We start from the raw sequence: 15,629 nt of genomic DNA, 5'->3' as shown, positions 1-15,629 counted from the left end.
CTGGGGTTGCGTCGGGTCGACTCAACCCCGACTTGACGATTTCGCGGGGCGTGGCACTATTGAGTCAAGTTCACTCAACTTGTGGTGGGGTCGCTGCGGGCGACGCCCGCCGGGCAGCTCGACGGGCGTCGCCCGTCACCTGCCCACAACGTGATGAAGCGAGGAAGCGAAGATGGCACGTGCGGTCGGTATCGACCTCGGCACGACGAACTCCTGCGTCAGCGTTCTGGAGGGCGGTGAGCCCACCGTCATCGCCAACGCTGAGGGCTCGCGGACGACCCCGTCGATCGTCGCGTTCGCCCGCAACGGCGAGGTGCTCGTCGGTGAGGTCGCCAAGCGCCAGGCGGTGACGAACCCGGACCGGACCATCCGCTCGGTCAAGCGGGAGATCGGCACCAACTGGTCCGTCGACATCGACGGCAAGAAGTACACCCCGCAGGAGATCTCGGCCCGCACGCTGATGAAGCTCAAGCGGGACGCCGAGGCGTACCTGGGCGAGCAGATCACCGACGCGGTGATCACCGTCCCGGCCTACTTCAACGACGGCCAGCGTCAGGCCACCAAGGAGGCCGGCGAGATCGCCGGCTTCAACGTGCTGCGGATCGTGAACGAGCCGACCGCGGCGGCCCTGGCGTACGGGCTGGACAAGGGCTCCAAGGAGCAGACCGTCCTGGTCTTCGACCTCGGCGGCGGCACCTTCGACGTGTCGCTGCTGGAGCTGGCCGAGGGCGTCGTCGAGGTCAAGTCGACCAGCGGCGACAACAACCTCGGTGGCGACGACTGGGACCAGCGGATCATCGACCACCTGGTGAAGACCTTCCGTGGCGAGCACGGCATCGACCTGGGCCAGGACAAGATGGCCCTCCAGCGGCTCCGCGAGGCGGCCGAGAAGGCCAAGATCGAGCTGTCCGCCGCCACCACCACCAACATCAACCTGCCGTACATCACGGCCGGCGCGGCGGGCCCGCTGCACCTGGACGTGACCCTCAGCCGGGCCGAGTTCCAGCGGATGACGCAGGATCTGCTGGACCGCTGCAAGGGCCCGTTCGAGCAGGCCGTGAAGGACGCCGGCATCAAGGTCTCCGACGTCGAGCACGTCATCATGGTCGGCGGCTCGACCCGGATGCCGGCCGTGACCGACCTGGTCAAGCAGCTCACCGGCAAGGAGCCCAACAAGGGCGTGAACCCGGACGAGGTCGTCGCCGTCGGCGCCGCCCTCCAGGCCGGCGTGCTCAAGGGCGAGGTCAAGGACGTCCTGCTGCTCGACGTGACCCCGCTGAGCCTGGGCATCGAGACCAAGGGCGGCATCTTCACCAAGCTGATCGAGCGCAACACCACCATCCCGACGAAGCGCTCCGAGGTCTTCACCACGGCGGACGACAACCAGCCGTCGGTGCTGATCCAGGTGTTCCAGGGCGAGCGGGAGATCGCGGCCTACAACAAGAAGCTCGGCACCTTCGAGCTGACCGGCCTCCCGCCGGCGCCGCGCGGCGTGCCGCAGATCGAGGTCACCTTCGACATCGACGCCAACGGCATCGTCAACGTTCACGCCAAGGACCTCGGCACCGGCAAGGAACAGAAGATGACGATCACCGGCGGCTCCTCGCTGCCGAAGGACGACATCGAGCGCATGCGCCGCGACGCCGAGGAGCACGCCGAGGACGACAAGCGTCGCCGCGAGGAGGCCGAGACCCGCAACCTGGCCGAGGCGCTCCAGTGGCAGACCGAGAAGTTCCTGGCCGAGAGCGGCGACAAGCTGCCGTCGGAGTCCCGTGACAAGATCAACGAGGCGCTCGGCGACCTGCGCGGCGCGCTCGGCGGCCAGGACATCGAGAAGATCAAGTCGGCTCACGAGCGGCTGGCGCAGGTCTCCCAGGAGGCCGGCTCGCTGCTCTACGCCCAGCAGGGTGAGCAGCCGGGCGAGGCCGGTCCGGGCGCGGCGGGTGCCGCGGGCGCCGGGGCGACCGGCGGTACGCAGGCCGGCGGGCCCGCCGGCGGCGCGGACGACGTGGTCGACGCGGAGATCGTGGACGAGGACAAGGACAAGAAGTGACGGTTCGTCCCGGACACGGAACCACGGCAGAGGGATGAGGTAGCCCCATGACGGAGAAGCCACGAGCCGCCGACCCGGGTGCGACCGGGTCGACGCCGGGTGGCTCCGCGCCCGCCGAGCAGGCCGGCGACGGGCCGCGGGTCGTCATCCGTAACAACCGCAAGATCAGCGAGACGTCCGAGCCGGCTGCCGCCGACGCCGGCTCGGACGCCCCGGCCGAGGGCCTGGTCGAGGAGTCCGAGGTCGTCGTCGACGAGATCGAGGTCGAGGCGACCGAGGTGAGCGGCCCGCCGGTGGTGGACGCCCCGGCCCAGCCGGTCGACGGCGGCCCGAGCGCGCTCGGCGCCGAACTCGAGGCGCTGCGCAAGGACCTCGACGAGCGGACCCGGGACCTCCAGCGGGTGACGGCGGAGTACGCCAACTACCGCAAGCGGGTGGACCGGGACAAGGGTCTCGTCACCGAGCAGGCGACCGGCGCGGTGCTCGCCGCGCTGCTGCCGATCCTCGACGACCTGGACCGGGCCCGCGAGCACGGCGACCTGGTCGGGCCGTTCGGCACCGTCGCCGAACAGCTCACCACGGCGCTCGGCAAGTTCGGGCTCACCCCGTTCGGCGAGCAGGGCGACCCGTTCGACCCGACCCGGCACGAGGCGGTCGCCCACCAGACCTCGGCCGACGTCACCGAGCCCACCTGCGTACAGGTGATGCGTCGGGGCTACCAGGTCGGAGAGCGGCTGTTGCGGCCCGCGATGGTCGCAGTCGCCGACCCGGAGTAGTGCGGAACGACGACCGGACCGTCCCGCCCGCCCGCAGAGGGCCGGCGGGACGGTCGGTCCCCAGCTAGGGAAGGGGGTGGACCGGTGAGTTCCAAGGACTGGATCGAGAAGGACTTCTACGCCGTGCTGGGCGTGGACAAGGCCGCCACCGCCGACGACGTCAAGAAGGCGTACCGGAAACTGGCCCGGGATTCGCACCCGGACCACAACCCCGGCGACCCGAAGGCCGAGGAGCGTTTCAAGGCCGCCTCCGAGGCGTACGCCGTCCTCGGCGACGACGCCAAGCGGCGGGAGTACGACGAGCTGCGGTCGCTGTTCGGCTCGGGGGCGTTCCGGCGCGGGGCCCGTGGCGCCGGCCAGCCCGGCGGCGTGCCGTTCGACGTCTCCGACCTGTTCGGGGGCGCCGCGGGCGGGGGCGGTGACCGCCGCTTCGGCGGGGCCGGCTTCCAGGACCTGTTCAGCTCGATCTTCTCGGGCGGTGCCGGCGGTCCCGCCGGCGGGGCGGCGGCCCGTGGCCCGGCCCGGGGGCGGGACGTCGAGGCCGAGGTGGCCCTCGACTTCGAGGACGCCGTACGCGGGGTGACGCTCCCGCTGACACTGCGCGCCCCCGGGGTGTGCGACACCTGCCACGGCAACGGGGCCAAGCCCGGCACCCAGCCGCGTACCTGCCCGGTGTGCCACGGGGCCGGGGTGACCAACCGCAACCAGGGGTCGTTCAGCTTCTCCGAGCCGTGCCGCAACTGCCAGGGCGTGGGCACCGTCGTGGACGAGAAGTGCCCCGAGTGCCAGGGCACCGGCGGGGTCACCAAGACCCGCACGCTGAACGTCCGCTTCCCGGCAGGCGTGGCGGACGGCCAGAAGATCCGGCTGGCCGGGCGGGGCGAGCCCGGCGCCCGAGGTGGCCCGGCGGGCGACCTCTTCGTACACGTGAAGGTGCGGCCGGACGAACTGTTCGGGCGTACGGGCGACGACCTCACGCTGACGGTGCCGGTCACGTTCGCGGAGGCCGTGCTCGGCACGGACCTGCGGGTGCCCACCCTCGACGGCACGGTGACCCTGCGGGTGCCACCGGGCACGCCGAGCGGCCGGATCCTGCGGGCGCGGGGCAAGGGGGTGGTCCGCCGTGACGGTCAGGCGGGCGACCTGCTGGTGACCCTGGACGTGGTGGTACCCGCCAAGGTGTCCGACGAGGCGCGAGCGGCGTTGGAGGACTTCGCCGCGCAGACCCCGCCGGCCGCCCGGGAACATCTCGAGGCGCGGGTACGTCGATTCAGTTGACCCGGTGTTCAGTTGGCTCGGTGGAGTGCACGCGGAGGTGAGCGGGATGTCGGACGAGTTCGTCAGCTCGGGTGACCCTGCCTACGAGGCCAAGGTGCTGATGATCTCGGTGGCGGCGCGGATGGCGGGGATGCACCCGCAGACCCTGCGCCAGTACGACCGGCTGGGCCTGGTCCAGCCGGGACGTGCCGCCGGCGGCGGGCGCCGCTACAGCGTCCGCGACGTGGTGCTGCTGCGCGAGGTGCAGCGGCTCAGCCAGGACGACGGAATCAACCTGGCCGGCGTCAAGCGGATCATCGGGCTGGAACGGCTGCTGGAGCAGGCGCAGCAGCGGGTGGCCCGGCTGGAGGCGGAGCTGGACGCCGCGTACCGGCGGATCGCCGAACTGGAGGCGCTGGCCCGCTTCCCGGGCAGCGACCTCGTGCCGACCAACCGCACCTCCACCGCGCTGGTGGTCTGGCGTCCCCGCCGGGGCCCCGAGCGCTGACGACACCTCCCGCGCCCGGCCGCTCTCCCGCGGCCGGGCGCGGTCGTCCTTCCGCTCCCGCTCGACTGCCCTCGGCGCGCTGGATGCGGTCGTTCTTCTGCTGCCGCGCGGCGGCCCTCGGCGGGCCAGGCGCGGTCGTTCGGCCCCGGCCCCGGGTGTGCCGCGGTAGCTGCCCGCTGCCGCCGGTCGCCGCACCGCCCGCGTCGCCAGCGCAGTAGGCCTCTCCGGCGCGTCGCGTCCGCCGTGTCGCCGGACACCGCTCCGCCTGAGCCACCAGTGGAACGCCATGGGTGTCTCAGCCCTCGGATGACACCCGTGGTGTTCCACCCGCCGCGGTTGCCGGTTTGCCGGCGGGGGAGGCACCGGATCCGTTAATCTGCGAATCAGCTCCAACCCGCTTAATCCGGACTCCAGTGGCAGGGGGAGCCATGACGGAAGCCGCGAGGAAGGTTGCCCAGCAGGCGGAGGAACGGCTCGACGAGGTGGCGAAGAACGTCCGGGAGAGATTCGACCGGGTCACCGAGGGCCGCTTCACCGACAAGGTCAAGAACGGCGCGTTCGCCGACCGGGCCGACCACGGCACCGAGCAGGTACGCGACGAGGCGAGACGCCGCGAAAAGGGCGGATCGGAGCGCTGACGTTCCGCCGACGTGCGGGCCGGGACCCACGGGGGGTCCCGGCCCGCACGTCGTCGGGGGTGCGGCCGGGACGCTCGTGAACTCCGTGCGGGGGTCCCGGCCCGTTCGTCGTCGGAGACTGTCTGCGTTGCTCAGGCGATGCGGCGGTTCTCCCGGACCAGGCCGCCCTCGCACCAGTCCCGGTAGACGAAGAGTTCCGGGCGGGCCAGCAGCACCCGGCTGTTGTACGCCCAGGTGCGCATCAGGTCGTCGCCGTCGCGCTCGGCCTGCTCCACGAGCTTGCGGAAACGCCGCTTCGGGTGGGCGCGGAAGTTCGTCCGGATGCCGTCGGCGGCGTAGATGTAGAGGCAGTGCAGCGCGAACCGGCGCGCCGGGCAGGCCGGGTCCATCGCCAGGCCGAAGAGCACCGCCACCAGCCGGTCGCCGGAGACGAGCAGGTCCCAGTCCGGCGGCATCGAGGTCAGCGGTACGGAGTCCGGCTGGTAGGCCCACGCCCGCAACTCGGCGGGGGTCGGGTCGACGGGGTTGGCGAAGCCGTGGAACGTCGACTCCTGCACGCTCACCGGCCAACCTTCCGCTCTGAGCCCGCGAGGACGTCGGCCACCCGCGAGCTCTGGCTGCTGGGGCGAAACGGTAACCCGGAGCGCTGATCGGCGGTAGACCCCGTGCGGAGCAATTCGACATCCGTTGGCCGAGGGCCGACCCGACCGTACGGTCGATGCGGCCCTCGGCCGACGTCGATCACTCCGCCACGGGTGCCGGCTGGGCCCGCTGCGCGGCGCCGCGCTGCCGCAGCCAGCGCTTGAACCACGCGAAGTCGGGCAGCCGCGCCAGCATCGGCCCGGTCACCACGGTGATCAGCACGTACGCCGTCGCGAGCGCCGCCAGTTTCGGCTCGACGCTGCCGGCGGCCACCGCGAGGCCCGCGATGACGATGGAGAACTCACCCCGTGGCACGAGGGCCAGGCCGGCGCGCCATCGACCGGGTTCGGCGATGCCGACCCGGCGGGCGGCCAGGTAGCCGGTGAGGGTCTTCGTCGCCATGGTGACGATGGCCAGCGCGAGCGCGGGCAGCAGCACCGGCGGGATGTCCCGGGGATCGGTGACCAGGCCGAAGAAGACGAAGAAGACCGCCGCGAAGAGGTCACGCAGCGGCGTGAGCAGCTCCGTGGCGTTGTGCGCCACCGGCCCGGAGAGGGCGATGCCGACCAGGAACGCCCCGACCGCCGCCGACACCTGGAGCTTCGCCGCGATGCCGGCCACCAGCAGGGTCATCCCGAGTACGCCGAGCAGCAGCGCCTCCGGGTCCTTCGCCGACATGGCGGTGGAGATGAGGTTGCCGTACCGGATGGCGACCACCAGCACCAGGAGCACGGTGCCGACCGCGACGCCGAGCGCGATGCCGCCGCCGAGCAGGCCGGTGCCCGCCAGCACGGCCGTCAGCAGGGGCAGGTAGAGCGCCATGGCCAGGTCCTCGATCACCAGGACCGAGAGGATCACCGGCGTCTCCCGGTTACCGAGGCGACCGAGGTCGGCGAGCACCTTGGCGATGACACCTGACGACGAGACCCAGGTGATGCCGGCGAGCACCAGGGCGGCCACCCAGTCCCACCCGAGCAGCAACGCGAACGCGGCTCCCGGCAGCGCGTTGAGCAGCCCGTCGATCAGCCCGGCCGGGGCGGCCGAGCGCAGGTTGCCGACCAGTTCGTTGGCCGAGTATTCGAGACCCAGCATCACCAGCAGCAGGATCACGCCGATCTCGGCGCCGACCGCGAAGAACTCCTCGCTGGCGTTGAGCGGGAGCAGGCCGCCGTGCCCGAACGCGAGCCCGGCGAGCAGGTAGAGGGGGATGGGCGAGAGGCCGATCCGGCGGCTCAGCCGGCCCAGCAGGCCGAGCAGGAACAGCAGCGCGCCGACTTCGACGAGCAGTGTTGTCGTGTGGTGCATCCGCGCCTCAGCCGTCCGGGTCGCTGTCGGCGAGGATGGCTGTCACGCCGTCGAGGCCCTTGCGGGTCCCGACGACGACCACCACGTCACCGGCCGCGAAGCGGAAGGACGGGTCCGGCGAGGCGATCACCTCGCCGTGGCGCAGCACCGCGACGATCGAGGCGCTCGTGCGGGAGCGTGCCTGCGTGTCACCGAGCTTCCGGTTGACGTACTTCGACCCGGCCGGAATGGCGATCTGCTCGGTGAGCAGCCCGGCGGCCTGGTCGCGCAGCCCGGAGAGCTGGCCCAGCATCAGGGACGCCCCGAGGATGTCGGCGAGCGCCTCCGCCTCGTCGTCGGTCAGCGGAATGTCGTGCTGACATGAGTCGGGATCGTCCGGGTCGTACAGGACGAGGTCACGGCGGCCATTGCGGTGGGAGACGACGCCGAGGCGGCGGCCGGATTCCGTCAGCAGATCGTGACGGACCCCGATGCCAGGCAGGGCGGTCTGTTCGACACGTACGCGCACGCGGTCAGGCTACTCCCCGCCGTCACCTGCGGATCCGGTCAGGACGTGGCCTGTCGCTGAGTCATCTGTCAGTGCTTCTCCGCCACGGAAGCGGACGGCTCGGCTCGTCGAGGGCCGGACCCGGGTCCGGGGGGATTTCGGCCCTGCGCGGGGCAGGTGTGAGTCAGCTCACGTGGTCAGGGTTGAGCGGAATAGGCTCAACTCTGGTTGTGTCCTTTCCAGTGGACACGCCGATCCGGGGGAGCCCATGAACACGGAACGTCTCACCACCAAGAGCCGCGAGGCCATCACCGGTGCCGTCGCGCTGGCGAACCAGCGCGGCCACGCCACCGTGGAGCCCTGGCACCTGCTGCTGTCACTGCTGGACACCGACGGCTCGACCGCCGCCGGCCTGCTGCGCGCCGTCGGGGCCGACCCCGGCGAGCTGCGCCGGGCGGCCCAGCGCTCGGTCGACAACCTGCCCGCCGCGCGGGGCTCCAGCATCGCCGAGCCGACCCTGGCCCGGGAGTTCGTCAACGCCATCGGGGCCGCCGAGCAGATCGCCCGGCCGCTCGGCGACGAGTACACCTCCACCGAGCACCTGCTCGCCGGCCTGGCCCGGGTGGGCGGCGCGGTGTCGAACGCGCTGAAGTCGGCCGGTGCCACCGAGGAGACGCTCGTCGCCGCCTTCCCGTCCGTACGCGGCGGGGACCGGCGGGTCACCAGCGCCGACCCCGAGCAGACCTACCAGGCCCTGGCCAAGTACGGCGTGGACCTGACCGCCAGCGCCCGCGACGGCAAGATCGACCCGGTCATCGGCCGGGACTCGGAGATCCGCCGGGTGATCCAGGTGCTGTCGCGGCGTACCAAGAACAACCCGGTGCTCATCGGTGAGCCGGGCGTCGGCAAGACCGCCATCGTGGAGGGCCTGGCCCAGCGGATCGTCGCCGGCGACGTGCCGGAGTCGCTGCGGGACAAGAAGCTCGTCTCGCTCGACCTGGGCGCGATGGTCGCCGGCGCGCAGTACCGGGGCCAGTTTGAGGAGCGGCTGAAGTCCGTCCTGGAGGAGATCAAGAACTCCGACGGGAAGGTCATCACCTTCCTCGACGAGTTGCACACCGTCGTCGGCGCCGGCAAGGGCGAGGGCTCGATGGACGCCGGCAACATGCTCAAGCCGATGCTGGCCCGCGGTGAGCTGCGGATGGTCGGCGCGACCACGCTGGACGAGTACCGCGAGCACATCGAGAAGGACCCGGCCCTGGAACGCCGCTTCCAGCCGGTGCTGGTGGGCGAGCCGACGATCGAGGACACCATCGGCATCCTGCGCGGGCTCAAGGAGCGCTACGAGGTGCACCACGGCGTACGCATCACCGACGCCGCCCTGGTCGCCGCCGCCTCCCTGTCGGACCGCTACATCACCGACCGGTTCCTGCCGGACAAGGCGATCGACCTGGTCGACGAGTCCGCGTCCCGGCTCCGGATGGAGATCGACTCCCGGCCCGTCGAGGTGGACGAGATCGAGCGGGCGGTGCGCCGGCTCGAGATCGAGGAGATGGCGCTGGCCAAGGAGCCGGACGCCGCCTCCGCCGAGCGGCTGGAGCGGCTGCGCAAGGAACTGGCCGACAAGCGCGAGCAGCTCACCGTCCTGTCGGAGCGCTGGCAGCTGGAGAAGAGCCACATCACCAAGCTCTCCACGGCCAAGGAGGAGCTGGAGCGGCTCGGCGGCGAGGCCGAGCGGGCCGAGCGCGACGGCGAGCTGGAGCGGGCCGCCGAGCTGCGCTACGGCCGGATTCCCGCCCTCAAGGCCGAGCTGAAGCAGGCCGAGGAGGAGCTGGCCCGCCTCCAGGCCGAGGGCGCGATGCTCAAGGAGGAGGTCGGTGCGGACGACATCGCCGCCGTGGTCGCCTCCTGGACCGGCATCCCCGCCGGCCGGCTGCTGGAGGGCGAGACCGCCAAGCTGCTGCGGATGGAGGAGTCGCTGGGCACCCGCGTGGTCGGTCAGGCCGAGGCGGTCGGCTCGGTCTCCGACGCGGTCCGCCGCGCCCGGGCCGGCGTCGCCGACCCCGACCGCCCGACCGGCAGCTTCCTCTTCCTCGGCCCGACCGGCGTCGGCAAGACCGAGCTGGCCAAGGCGCTCGCCGAGTTCCTCTTCGACGACGAGCGCGCCATGGTCCGCATCGACATGAGCGAGTACGGCGAGAAGCACTCCGTCGCCCGGCTCGTCGGTGCCCCGCCCGGCTACGTCGGCTACGAGGAAGGCGGCCAGCTCACCGAGGCGGTGCGCCGCCGGCCGTACTCGGTGATCCTGCTCGACGAGGTCGAGAAGGCCCACCCGGACGTCTTCGACATCCTGCTCCAGGTGCTCGACGACGGGCGGCTCACCGACGGGCAGGGCCGCACCGTGGACTTCCGCAACGCGATCCTGATCCTCACCTCCAACCTGGGCTCGTCGGTGATCGGCGACCTGACGCTGGCCGAGGAGCAGCGCCGGGAGGGCGTGCTCGCGGTGGTCCGGTCGCACTTCAAGCCGGAGTTCCTCAACCGCCTCGACGACATCGTGGTCTTCGCCGCGCTGCTCGGGGACGACCTGCGGGCGATCGTCGACATCCAGCTCGACCGGATGCGCAAGCGTCTCGCCGACCGCCGCCTCGGCCTGGAGATCACCGAGCCGGCACGGGTCTGGCTCGCCGAGCACGGGTACGACCCGATCTACGGCGCCCGCCCGCTGCGCCGCCTGGTCCAGACGGCCATCGGTGACCAACTCGCCAAGGCACTCCTGTCGGGCCACATCCGCGACGGCGACACGGTAAAGGTCGACCTGGCACCCACCAAGGAATCCCTGACGATCACCCGGGCCTAACCCCCCACCCCACCCCCCACTCCCGGTCGCGTTGATCATGAAGTTGTTGTCGCGACACGCCGATTCGGCGGGCAACAACTTCATGATCAACAGGGTGGGGGCGGGGGTGGGTGGGGAAGGGGGTGGGGAAGAGGTTGGAAGAGGGGAGGGTGGAGGGTGTTTGGGATGGGGCGGAAGAAGGAGCACGACCGGGAAGTGGCGGCGGCGCTGGACGAGCTGCGGCAGGCCGAGACGGTGGCGTTCGGCGGGGTGGGGATCGCCGGGACGCTGCTGCCGGTGACCGAGGCGTACCGGCGGGTCGAGGCCGCGCTGGGCGACGATCCCGAGGGCCTGCGTGGACAGCTCGACCGGCTGCTCGCCGAGGGCACCCCGGCCGGGCGCGTCTACGCCGCCACGCTGCTGGAGCGCGTCGACCCGACCGCCGGGCGCGCCGCCTGGACGGCGTTGCGCGACGACCCGGCCGAGTTCGGCACCTTCACGGGCTGCGTCATGGGCCGCACCACGCTGCGCGAGTACGCCACGGACCGCCCCGACGGGCCGTAGCGCCGCGAAGAGCGGGCCCGGCACAGGGCGGCCGCCGGGCACGTGGGGTAACCGGCCTCTCACTCCCCGACCAGGCATTTTCCCCAGGTGCGCGGGGTTGTTACCGTCTGCGCCGACGTACCTGGGGAGGTGGTCGGGTTGAGCGGAACGCTCGCGTACGTACTGGCGGCGGTGGGTTGTCTGGTCGGAGTGGCGGGCCTGGTGGTGGCCGCGGTCGCCTGGAACCGGACGCGTTCCCGCCCGCAACAACGGGCGAAGGGGCCGGGTGACCCGCTGCGGGACCGGGACGCCGACGCGCTGCGCGGTGACCCGCGCCGGCTGAAGCCCGGCGACATCGTCGAGATCCGGGGCACCTCGTACGCGGTGCGCGGCTCGATCCGCCTGGTCGAGGGCAGCTGGAGCTGGGCCGAGCACCTGCTCGACGACGCCGGCGGCGTGCGGCGCTGGCTCTCCGTCGAGGAGGACCCGGAGCTGGAACTGGTGCTCTGGGGAGCCGAGCAGGGCGCCACCGTGACCCCCGGCGCCCCGACCATCGACTTCGCCGGCCGCCGCTACAACTGGAACGAGTCCGGCCAGGCCCGCTTCACCGCCGTCGGCAACACCGGGCTCGACCCGACCGGCACGATGCGGTACCACGACTACCAGGCGCCCGGCGGTGCCCGGCTCTCCTTCGAGGCGTACGGCGAGGCGGGCTGGGAGGTGGCGCTCGGTGAGCTGCTGCACCGCGGCGACGTGATGATCTATCCGCAGTCCGAGGTGGGCTGATGCTCGTCACCCTCGACGCCCCGTACGTCGACACCAGCGCCGCCGACCTCAGCCTGGCGCTCGACGACGTCGAGCGGCCCGCGCTGCACGTGCTCGACCTCGACCTGCCCGACGGCGTCCGGCTGCGGCTGCGGCTGCTCGGGGCCTCGCACCAGGTGGTTCTGCACGCGCCCGGCGCCGCGCTGACCGAGACGGTCGCCTGCCTGCCCGGCCGCCCGCCGGAGCTGCCGCCGGCGGTGCGGGACGAGGCGAGCGGCTACCACTTCACGGCGACCGTGCTGCGCCCCGCCGGCGCGGGGCTGAGCGAGCAGGTCGCCGCCCTCCGCGCCGACCTGGCCGACGACCCGTACGCGCTGGTGGGCGTGTTCCCCGGCGACGCCGACGCGGTGACCGCGCTGGCGGTCCGCCCTGACCCGCCGGCCGGCACCCTCGCCTGGCGCACCTGGCACGCGTACCCCCAGACCAACGAGCTGGTCCTGACCGAGACGGTGGTGGCACTGCGATGACGTACCGACGCTGGTTCGTGGTGGGGGTGGCGTTCGCCGTCATCGGCGCCCTGGTCGCCGCCTTCGCGATCTTCTACGGCAGCTTCTCCCCGCGCGGCTACGTCGAGGACAAGTACAAGCGGGCGGCGAGCCGGGACATCGGCCGCAACGCCGTCGCCTACACCTCGTCCCGGTCGCCGAGCCAGGTGGCGAAGGAGGTCACCGACGCGTGGCAGCCGGCCGACCAGTACGTCGACGGCAGCGGCGTCTACCTGCGCTACGACGACGACTCGGTGGTGATCCTGCCGATCGCCGCCGGCTCGGTGATCCTGCTGGAGCGCATGAGCACCGCCTACCCCCGCTACCACTCCACGGTCGGCTCCCACTGGGGCTGGGGCCGTGGCAGCACCGTCCGGGGCGGCGGCCCCGGCAGCGGCAAGTGACGCACCGACCCCCCTCACCCTGGAGCCTCCTGTGCAGACCCTCGTCACCGATCTGCTGGTCACCCTCGCCTACGGGGTGGTCGGTGTCCTGCTGATGGGCATCGGCTACGTCCTGGTGGACCTCGCCACCCCCGGCAAGCTCAACCAGCTGATCTGGACCGAGCGCAACCGCAACGCGGCGCTGCTGCTCGCCTCGAACCTGGCCGGCGTCGGCATCATCGTGGTCGCCGCGATCGCCGCCAGCGACGACGACTTCGCGCTCGGTATCGTGGGCGCGTCCGCGTACGGGATCCTCGGCCTGGTGATCATGGCGGCGGCCTTCGTGCTGCTCGACGTCGCCACGCCGGGCAAGCTCGGCGAGATCCTGGTCGACCAGCAGCCGCACCCGGCGGTCTGGGTCTCCGCCGTCGTGCACCTCGCCACCGGTGCGATCATCGCCGCCGCCATCAGCTGATGACCGGGACGAAGACCACCGGCGGGCAACGGTCCGCGCAGGCGAACGCGGCCAAGGGGACCTGGATCGTCTGGGCGGTCATCGGTGTGGTCGTCCTGGGCTGCGTGGGCATCGGCCTGATCAACCGGAGCGGCGGCGGCGACAACGTGCTGCCGCCGACGGCGCAGGAACGCGGCGACACCGTGCCGATCCTGCAACGCTCCAGCGCCAGCCAGGGCATCTGCTACGGCTGGGTGCTGCGGGACTTCTACGAGTACACGGACCTCAGCGTCGGCTCGAACCTCGGCGAGGGGGTGGCGGTCGAGGAGAACGCGGCCTGCCCGCGCTGGGTGCAGGTGGTCGCCCAGGTTGCGTACACCTCGGAGAGCAGCGAGAGCAACGACTTCGCCCGCATCACGGTGGAGACCTCCAGCGACGTCTCCACCACCGCCCGCTACCGCATGCAGAGCGGGCTGGAACGGCTCGGGCTGACCGAGGACGCCTTCGTCGACGAGCCCGGCTGGGCGGTCACCCGGGCCGCCGTCTCGCTGCCGCTGCTCGCCGCCGAGGCGGGCCTGGTGGAGCCGGCTGCGACCCCGGCGGCCGCGGCGGCCGACGCGCCACCGCTGCCGGACGCCGGTAGCGACCTCTGGCGTGACCGCTGGGGCTACCTGCTCGCCGCGGTCGGCCTGCTGCTGTTCACCGCGCTGCTGTTCGCCGTCGGCTTCTGGCAGCGCGGCCGGCAGCGCCGCGAGGAGGCCCAGCGGCAGGCACAGGCGGGAGCCGGGATGCGGGACTTCAGGGTCGCCCGGCAGGCCGCCGCGCGGGACTCCAGGCGTACGCCGGAGGGCCGGTGACCGTCGACGCGCCGGCACCGCCCGCGCGGTGGCGGCTGTCCCGCGCGGCGGTACTCGTCGCGGTCTTCGTCTGTGCCGCCTGCGGCCTGGTCTACGAGCTGGCCCTCGTCGCCCTGGGCAGCTACCTGATCGGGGACACGGTCGGACAGGCGTCGATCGTGCTCGGCGTGATGGTGTTCGCGATGGGCGTGGGGGCGCTCGCCGCCAAGCCCCTCCAGCCCCGGTCCGCCCCCGCGTTCGCCGCGATCGAGCTGGCCCTGGCCCTGCTCGGTGGCCTCTCCGTGCTCGGCCTCTACGCGGCCTTCGCGTGGCTGGACCTCTACGGCCCGGCGCTGGTCGCCACCGCCTTCGTGCTCGGCCTGCTGATCGGCGCGGAGATCCCGCTGCTGATGGTGCTGCTGCAACGCATCCGGGAGCAGGCGGCCGGCAGCGCGGTGGCGGACCTGTTCGCCGCCGACTACGTCGGCGCGCTGCTCGGCGGGCTGGCCTTCCCGTTCCTGCTGCTGCCGGTCTTCGGCCTGCTCAAGGGCGCGCTGGTGGTCGGCGCGGTGAACGCCGTCGCGGGGCTCGCGCTGATCTGCACGGTCTTCCGGCGGGAGCTGAGCCGCCGCGCGCGCGTCGCGCTCGGCGCCGGCAGCGTCGTGGTCTTCCTCAGCCTCGGGTACGCGTGGGTGACCGCGCACGACTTCGAGCTGACCGCCCGCCAGCAGCTCTACCGGGATCCGGTGGTGCACTCCGAGCGCAGCCGCTACCAGGAGATCGTGCTGACCCGCTCGGTCGCCGAGACCGGCCGCGCCGGCACCGACCTGCGGCTCTTCCTCAACGGCGACCTCCAGTTCAGCTCGGTCGACGAGTACCGCTACCACGAGGCGCTGGTGCATCCGGTGCTGAACGGCCCGCGCGGCGAGGTGCTGGTGCTGGGCGCCGGTGACGGTCTCGCCGTACGCGAGCTGCTGCGCTATCCGGACGTCCGGCGGATCACGGTGGTGGACCTGGACCCGGCGGTGGTGGCGCTGGCCCGCAGCGAGCCGCAGCTGCGCCGGCTCAACGGCGGGGCGCTCGACGACCCCCGGGTCCGGGTGGTGCACGCCGACGCGTTCGCCTGGCTGCGTACCGCCCCCGACCGGTTCGACGCGGTGGTGGCGGACCTGCCCGACCCCGACGAGACGGCCACCGCCAAGCTCTACACGGTCGAGTTCTACGCGCTGGTGCGGGCGGTGCTCGCCGAGGGCGGGCGGCTGGTGGTGCAGTCCGGCTCGCCGTACTTCGCGCCCCGGTCGTACTGGTCGATCGAGGCGTCGCTGCGCGAGGCGGGCTTCGCCACCACGCCGTACCACGTGGACGTGCCGTCCTTCGGCGACTGGGGTTTCCTGCTGGCGGCCCCCGGCCCGACCGCGCCCGCCCTGGCCCTGCCGCCGGACGCGCCCACGCTGCGCTTCCTCGACGCGGCGACGCTCTCCGCCGCCGGGTCCTTCCCCGCCGACCGGGGCCGGGTGGACGTGCCGGCCTCCACCCTGCTCCAGCCCCGGGTGCTGGAGTACGCCCGCGCGGAGTGGCGCGGCTACTGAGGTGCCGCC

At 72.5% G+C, this 15,629-nt stretch carries 16 protein-coding genes; 13 read left to right on the top strand and 3 right to left on the bottom strand.

Annotated elements, in window-relative coordinates:
* The first annotated feature begins 172 nt into the window (after positions 1-172).
* The 5 genes from dnaK to EV374_RS13600 all read left to right on the top strand — a co-directional run bounded on the left by dnaK (position 173) and on the right by EV374_RS13600 (position 5,232).
* On the top strand, positions 173-2,053 hold the full coding sequence (dnaK, locus tag EV374_RS13620) for a molecular chaperone DnaK (protein ID WP_132235252.1): 1,881 nt from the start codon (positions 173-175) through the stop codon (positions 2,051-2,053).
* Between the two features lie 47 nt (positions 2,054-2,100).
* Positions 2,101-2,829: a nucleotide exchange factor GrpE gene (gene grpE, locus EV374_RS13615; protein WP_132235250.1), complete on the top strand. Its 729-nt coding sequence runs from the start codon at positions 2,101-2,103 to the stop codon at positions 2,827-2,829.
* 84 nt (positions 2,830-2,913) lie between these two features.
* A complete protein-coding gene (dnaJ, locus tag EV374_RS13610) occupies positions 2,914-4,107 on the top strand; it encodes a molecular chaperone DnaJ (RefSeq protein ID WP_132235248.1) in 1,194 nt (397 codons plus the stop codon).
* Between the two features lie 46 nt (positions 4,108-4,153).
* Positions 4,154-4,594 (top strand): heat shock protein transcriptional repressor HspR, encoded by a 441-nt coding sequence (locus EV374_RS13605; RefSeq protein ID WP_132235246.1) that lies wholly within the window; start codon positions 4,154-4,156, stop codon positions 4,592-4,594.
* Positions 4,595-5,022: 428 nt separating this feature from the next.
* Positions 5,023-5,232 (top strand): hypothetical protein, encoded by a 210-nt coding sequence (locus tag EV374_RS13600; RefSeq protein ID WP_132235244.1) that lies wholly within the window; start codon positions 5,023-5,025, stop codon positions 5,230-5,232.
* 131 nt (positions 5,233-5,363) lie between these two features.
* Here the strand turns inward: EV374_RS13600 and EV374_RS13595 are convergent, their stop codons facing one another.
* From EV374_RS13595 to EV374_RS13585, 3 genes are all read right to left on the bottom strand, one after another.
* Positions 5,364-5,795 carry a hypothetical protein gene (locus EV374_RS13595; protein WP_132235242.1) on the bottom strand — a complete coding sequence of 144 codons (432 nt, stop codon included), beginning with the start codon at positions 5,793-5,795 and terminating at the stop codon, positions 5,364-5,366.
* Positions 5,796-5,973: 178 nt separating this feature from the next.
* Positions 5,974-7,179, bottom strand: a complete 1,206-nt coding sequence (locus EV374_RS13590; protein ID WP_132235240.1) for a cation:proton antiporter — start codon at positions 7,177-7,179, stop codon at positions 5,974-5,976.
* A 7-nt stretch (positions 7,180-7,186) separates the two neighbouring features.
* Complete coding sequence (locus EV374_RS13585) at positions 7,187-7,687, bottom strand: cation:proton antiporter regulatory subunit (protein WP_121397280.1); 501 nt, start codon at positions 7,685-7,687, stop codon at positions 7,187-7,189.
* Positions 7,688-7,934: 247 nt separating this feature from the next.
* Here EV374_RS13585 and clpB point away from each other — a divergent pair, with 247 nt between their 5' ends.
* The 8 genes from clpB to EV374_RS13545 all read left to right on the top strand — a co-directional run bounded on the left by clpB (position 7,935) and on the right by EV374_RS13545 (position 15,620).
* A complete protein-coding gene (gene clpB / locus EV374_RS13580) occupies positions 7,935-10,526 on the top strand; it encodes an ATP-dependent chaperone ClpB (RefSeq protein ID WP_132235238.1) in 2,592 nt (863 codons plus the stop codon).
* A 165-nt stretch (positions 10,527-10,691) separates the two neighbouring features.
* A complete protein-coding gene (locus tag EV374_RS13575) occupies positions 10,692-11,069 on the top strand; it encodes a hypothetical protein (protein WP_132235236.1) in 378 nt (125 codons plus the stop codon).
* A gap of 138 nt (positions 11,070-11,207) precedes the next feature.
* Positions 11,208-11,834, top strand: a complete 627-nt coding sequence (locus EV374_RS13570; RefSeq protein ID WP_132235234.1) for a DUF4178 domain-containing protein — start codon at positions 11,208-11,210, stop codon at positions 11,832-11,834.
* A complete protein-coding gene (locus EV374_RS13565) occupies positions 11,834-12,340 on the top strand; it encodes a DUF2617 family protein (protein WP_132235232.1) in 507 nt (168 codons plus the stop codon). The genes EV374_RS13570 and EV374_RS13565 overlap by 1 nt, the downstream gene beginning before the upstream one ends.
* On the top strand, positions 12,337-12,762 hold the full coding sequence (locus EV374_RS13560) for a DUF4247 domain-containing protein (protein WP_132235230.1): 426 nt from the start codon (positions 12,337-12,339) through the stop codon (positions 12,760-12,762). The genes EV374_RS13565 and EV374_RS13560 overlap by 4 nt, the downstream gene beginning before the upstream one ends.
* A gap of 31 nt (positions 12,763-12,793) precedes the next feature.
* Entirely contained in the window at positions 12,794-13,216 is a 423-nt protein-coding gene (locus EV374_RS13555) for a DUF350 domain-containing protein (protein ID WP_132235228.1), read from the top strand.
* On the top strand, positions 13,216-14,052 hold the full coding sequence (locus tag EV374_RS13550; protein ID WP_207914170.1) for a hypothetical protein: 837 nt from the start codon (positions 13,216-13,218) through the stop codon (positions 14,050-14,052). The genes EV374_RS13555 and EV374_RS13550 overlap by 1 nt, the downstream gene beginning before the upstream one ends.
* Positions 14,049-15,620, top strand: a complete 1,572-nt coding sequence (locus EV374_RS13545) for a polyamine aminopropyltransferase (RefSeq protein WP_132235226.1) — start codon at positions 14,049-14,051, stop codon at positions 15,618-15,620. Before EV374_RS13550 ends, EV374_RS13545 begins: the two co-directional genes overlap by 4 nt.
* Positions 15,621-15,629: the final 9 nt, after the last annotated feature.

The sequence above is a fragment of the Micromonospora sp. CNZ303 genome, from assembly GCF_004345505.1.
Note: the sequence above shows the minus strand (reverse complement) of the source record. Positions and strands in the feature narration are given on the sequence as shown.

Excerpts from the sequence above, each read along its gene's own strand:
- dnaK (WP_132235252.1), top strand. The coding sequence starts at position 173 with ATGGCACGTGCGGTCGGTATCGACCTCGGCACGACGAACTCCTGCGTC.
- grpE (WP_132235250.1), top strand. The coding sequence starts at position 2,101 with ATGACGGAGAAGCCACGAGCCGCCGACCCGGGTGCGACCGGGTCGACG.
- EV374_RS13605 (WP_132235246.1), top strand. The coding sequence starts at position 4,154 with ATGTCGGACGAGTTCGTCAGCTCGGGTGACCCTGCCTACGAGGCCAAG.
- EV374_RS13600 (WP_132235244.1), top strand. The coding sequence starts at position 5,023 with ATGACGGAAGCCGCGAGGAAGGTTGCCCAGCAGGCGGAGGAACGGCTC.
- EV374_RS13590 (WP_132235240.1), bottom strand. The coding sequence starts at position 7,179 with ATGCACCACACGACAACACTGCTCGTCGAAGTCGGCGCGCTGCTGTTC.
- clpB (WP_132235238.1), top strand. The coding sequence starts at position 7,935 with ATGAACACGGAACGTCTCACCACCAAGAGCCGCGAGGCCATCACCGGT.
- EV374_RS13575 (WP_132235236.1), top strand. The coding sequence starts at position 10,692 with ATGGGGCGGAAGAAGGAGCACGACCGGGAAGTGGCGGCGGCGCTGGAC.
- EV374_RS13565 (WP_132235232.1), top strand. The coding sequence starts at position 11,834 with ATGCTCGTCACCCTCGACGCCCCGTACGTCGACACCAGCGCCGCCGAC.
- EV374_RS13560 (WP_132235230.1), top strand. The coding sequence starts at position 12,337 with ATGACGTACCGACGCTGGTTCGTGGTGGGGGTGGCGTTCGCCGTCATC.
- EV374_RS13550 (WP_207914170.1), top strand. The coding sequence starts at position 13,216 with ATGACCGGGACGAAGACCACCGGCGGGCAACGGTCCGCGCAGGCGAAC.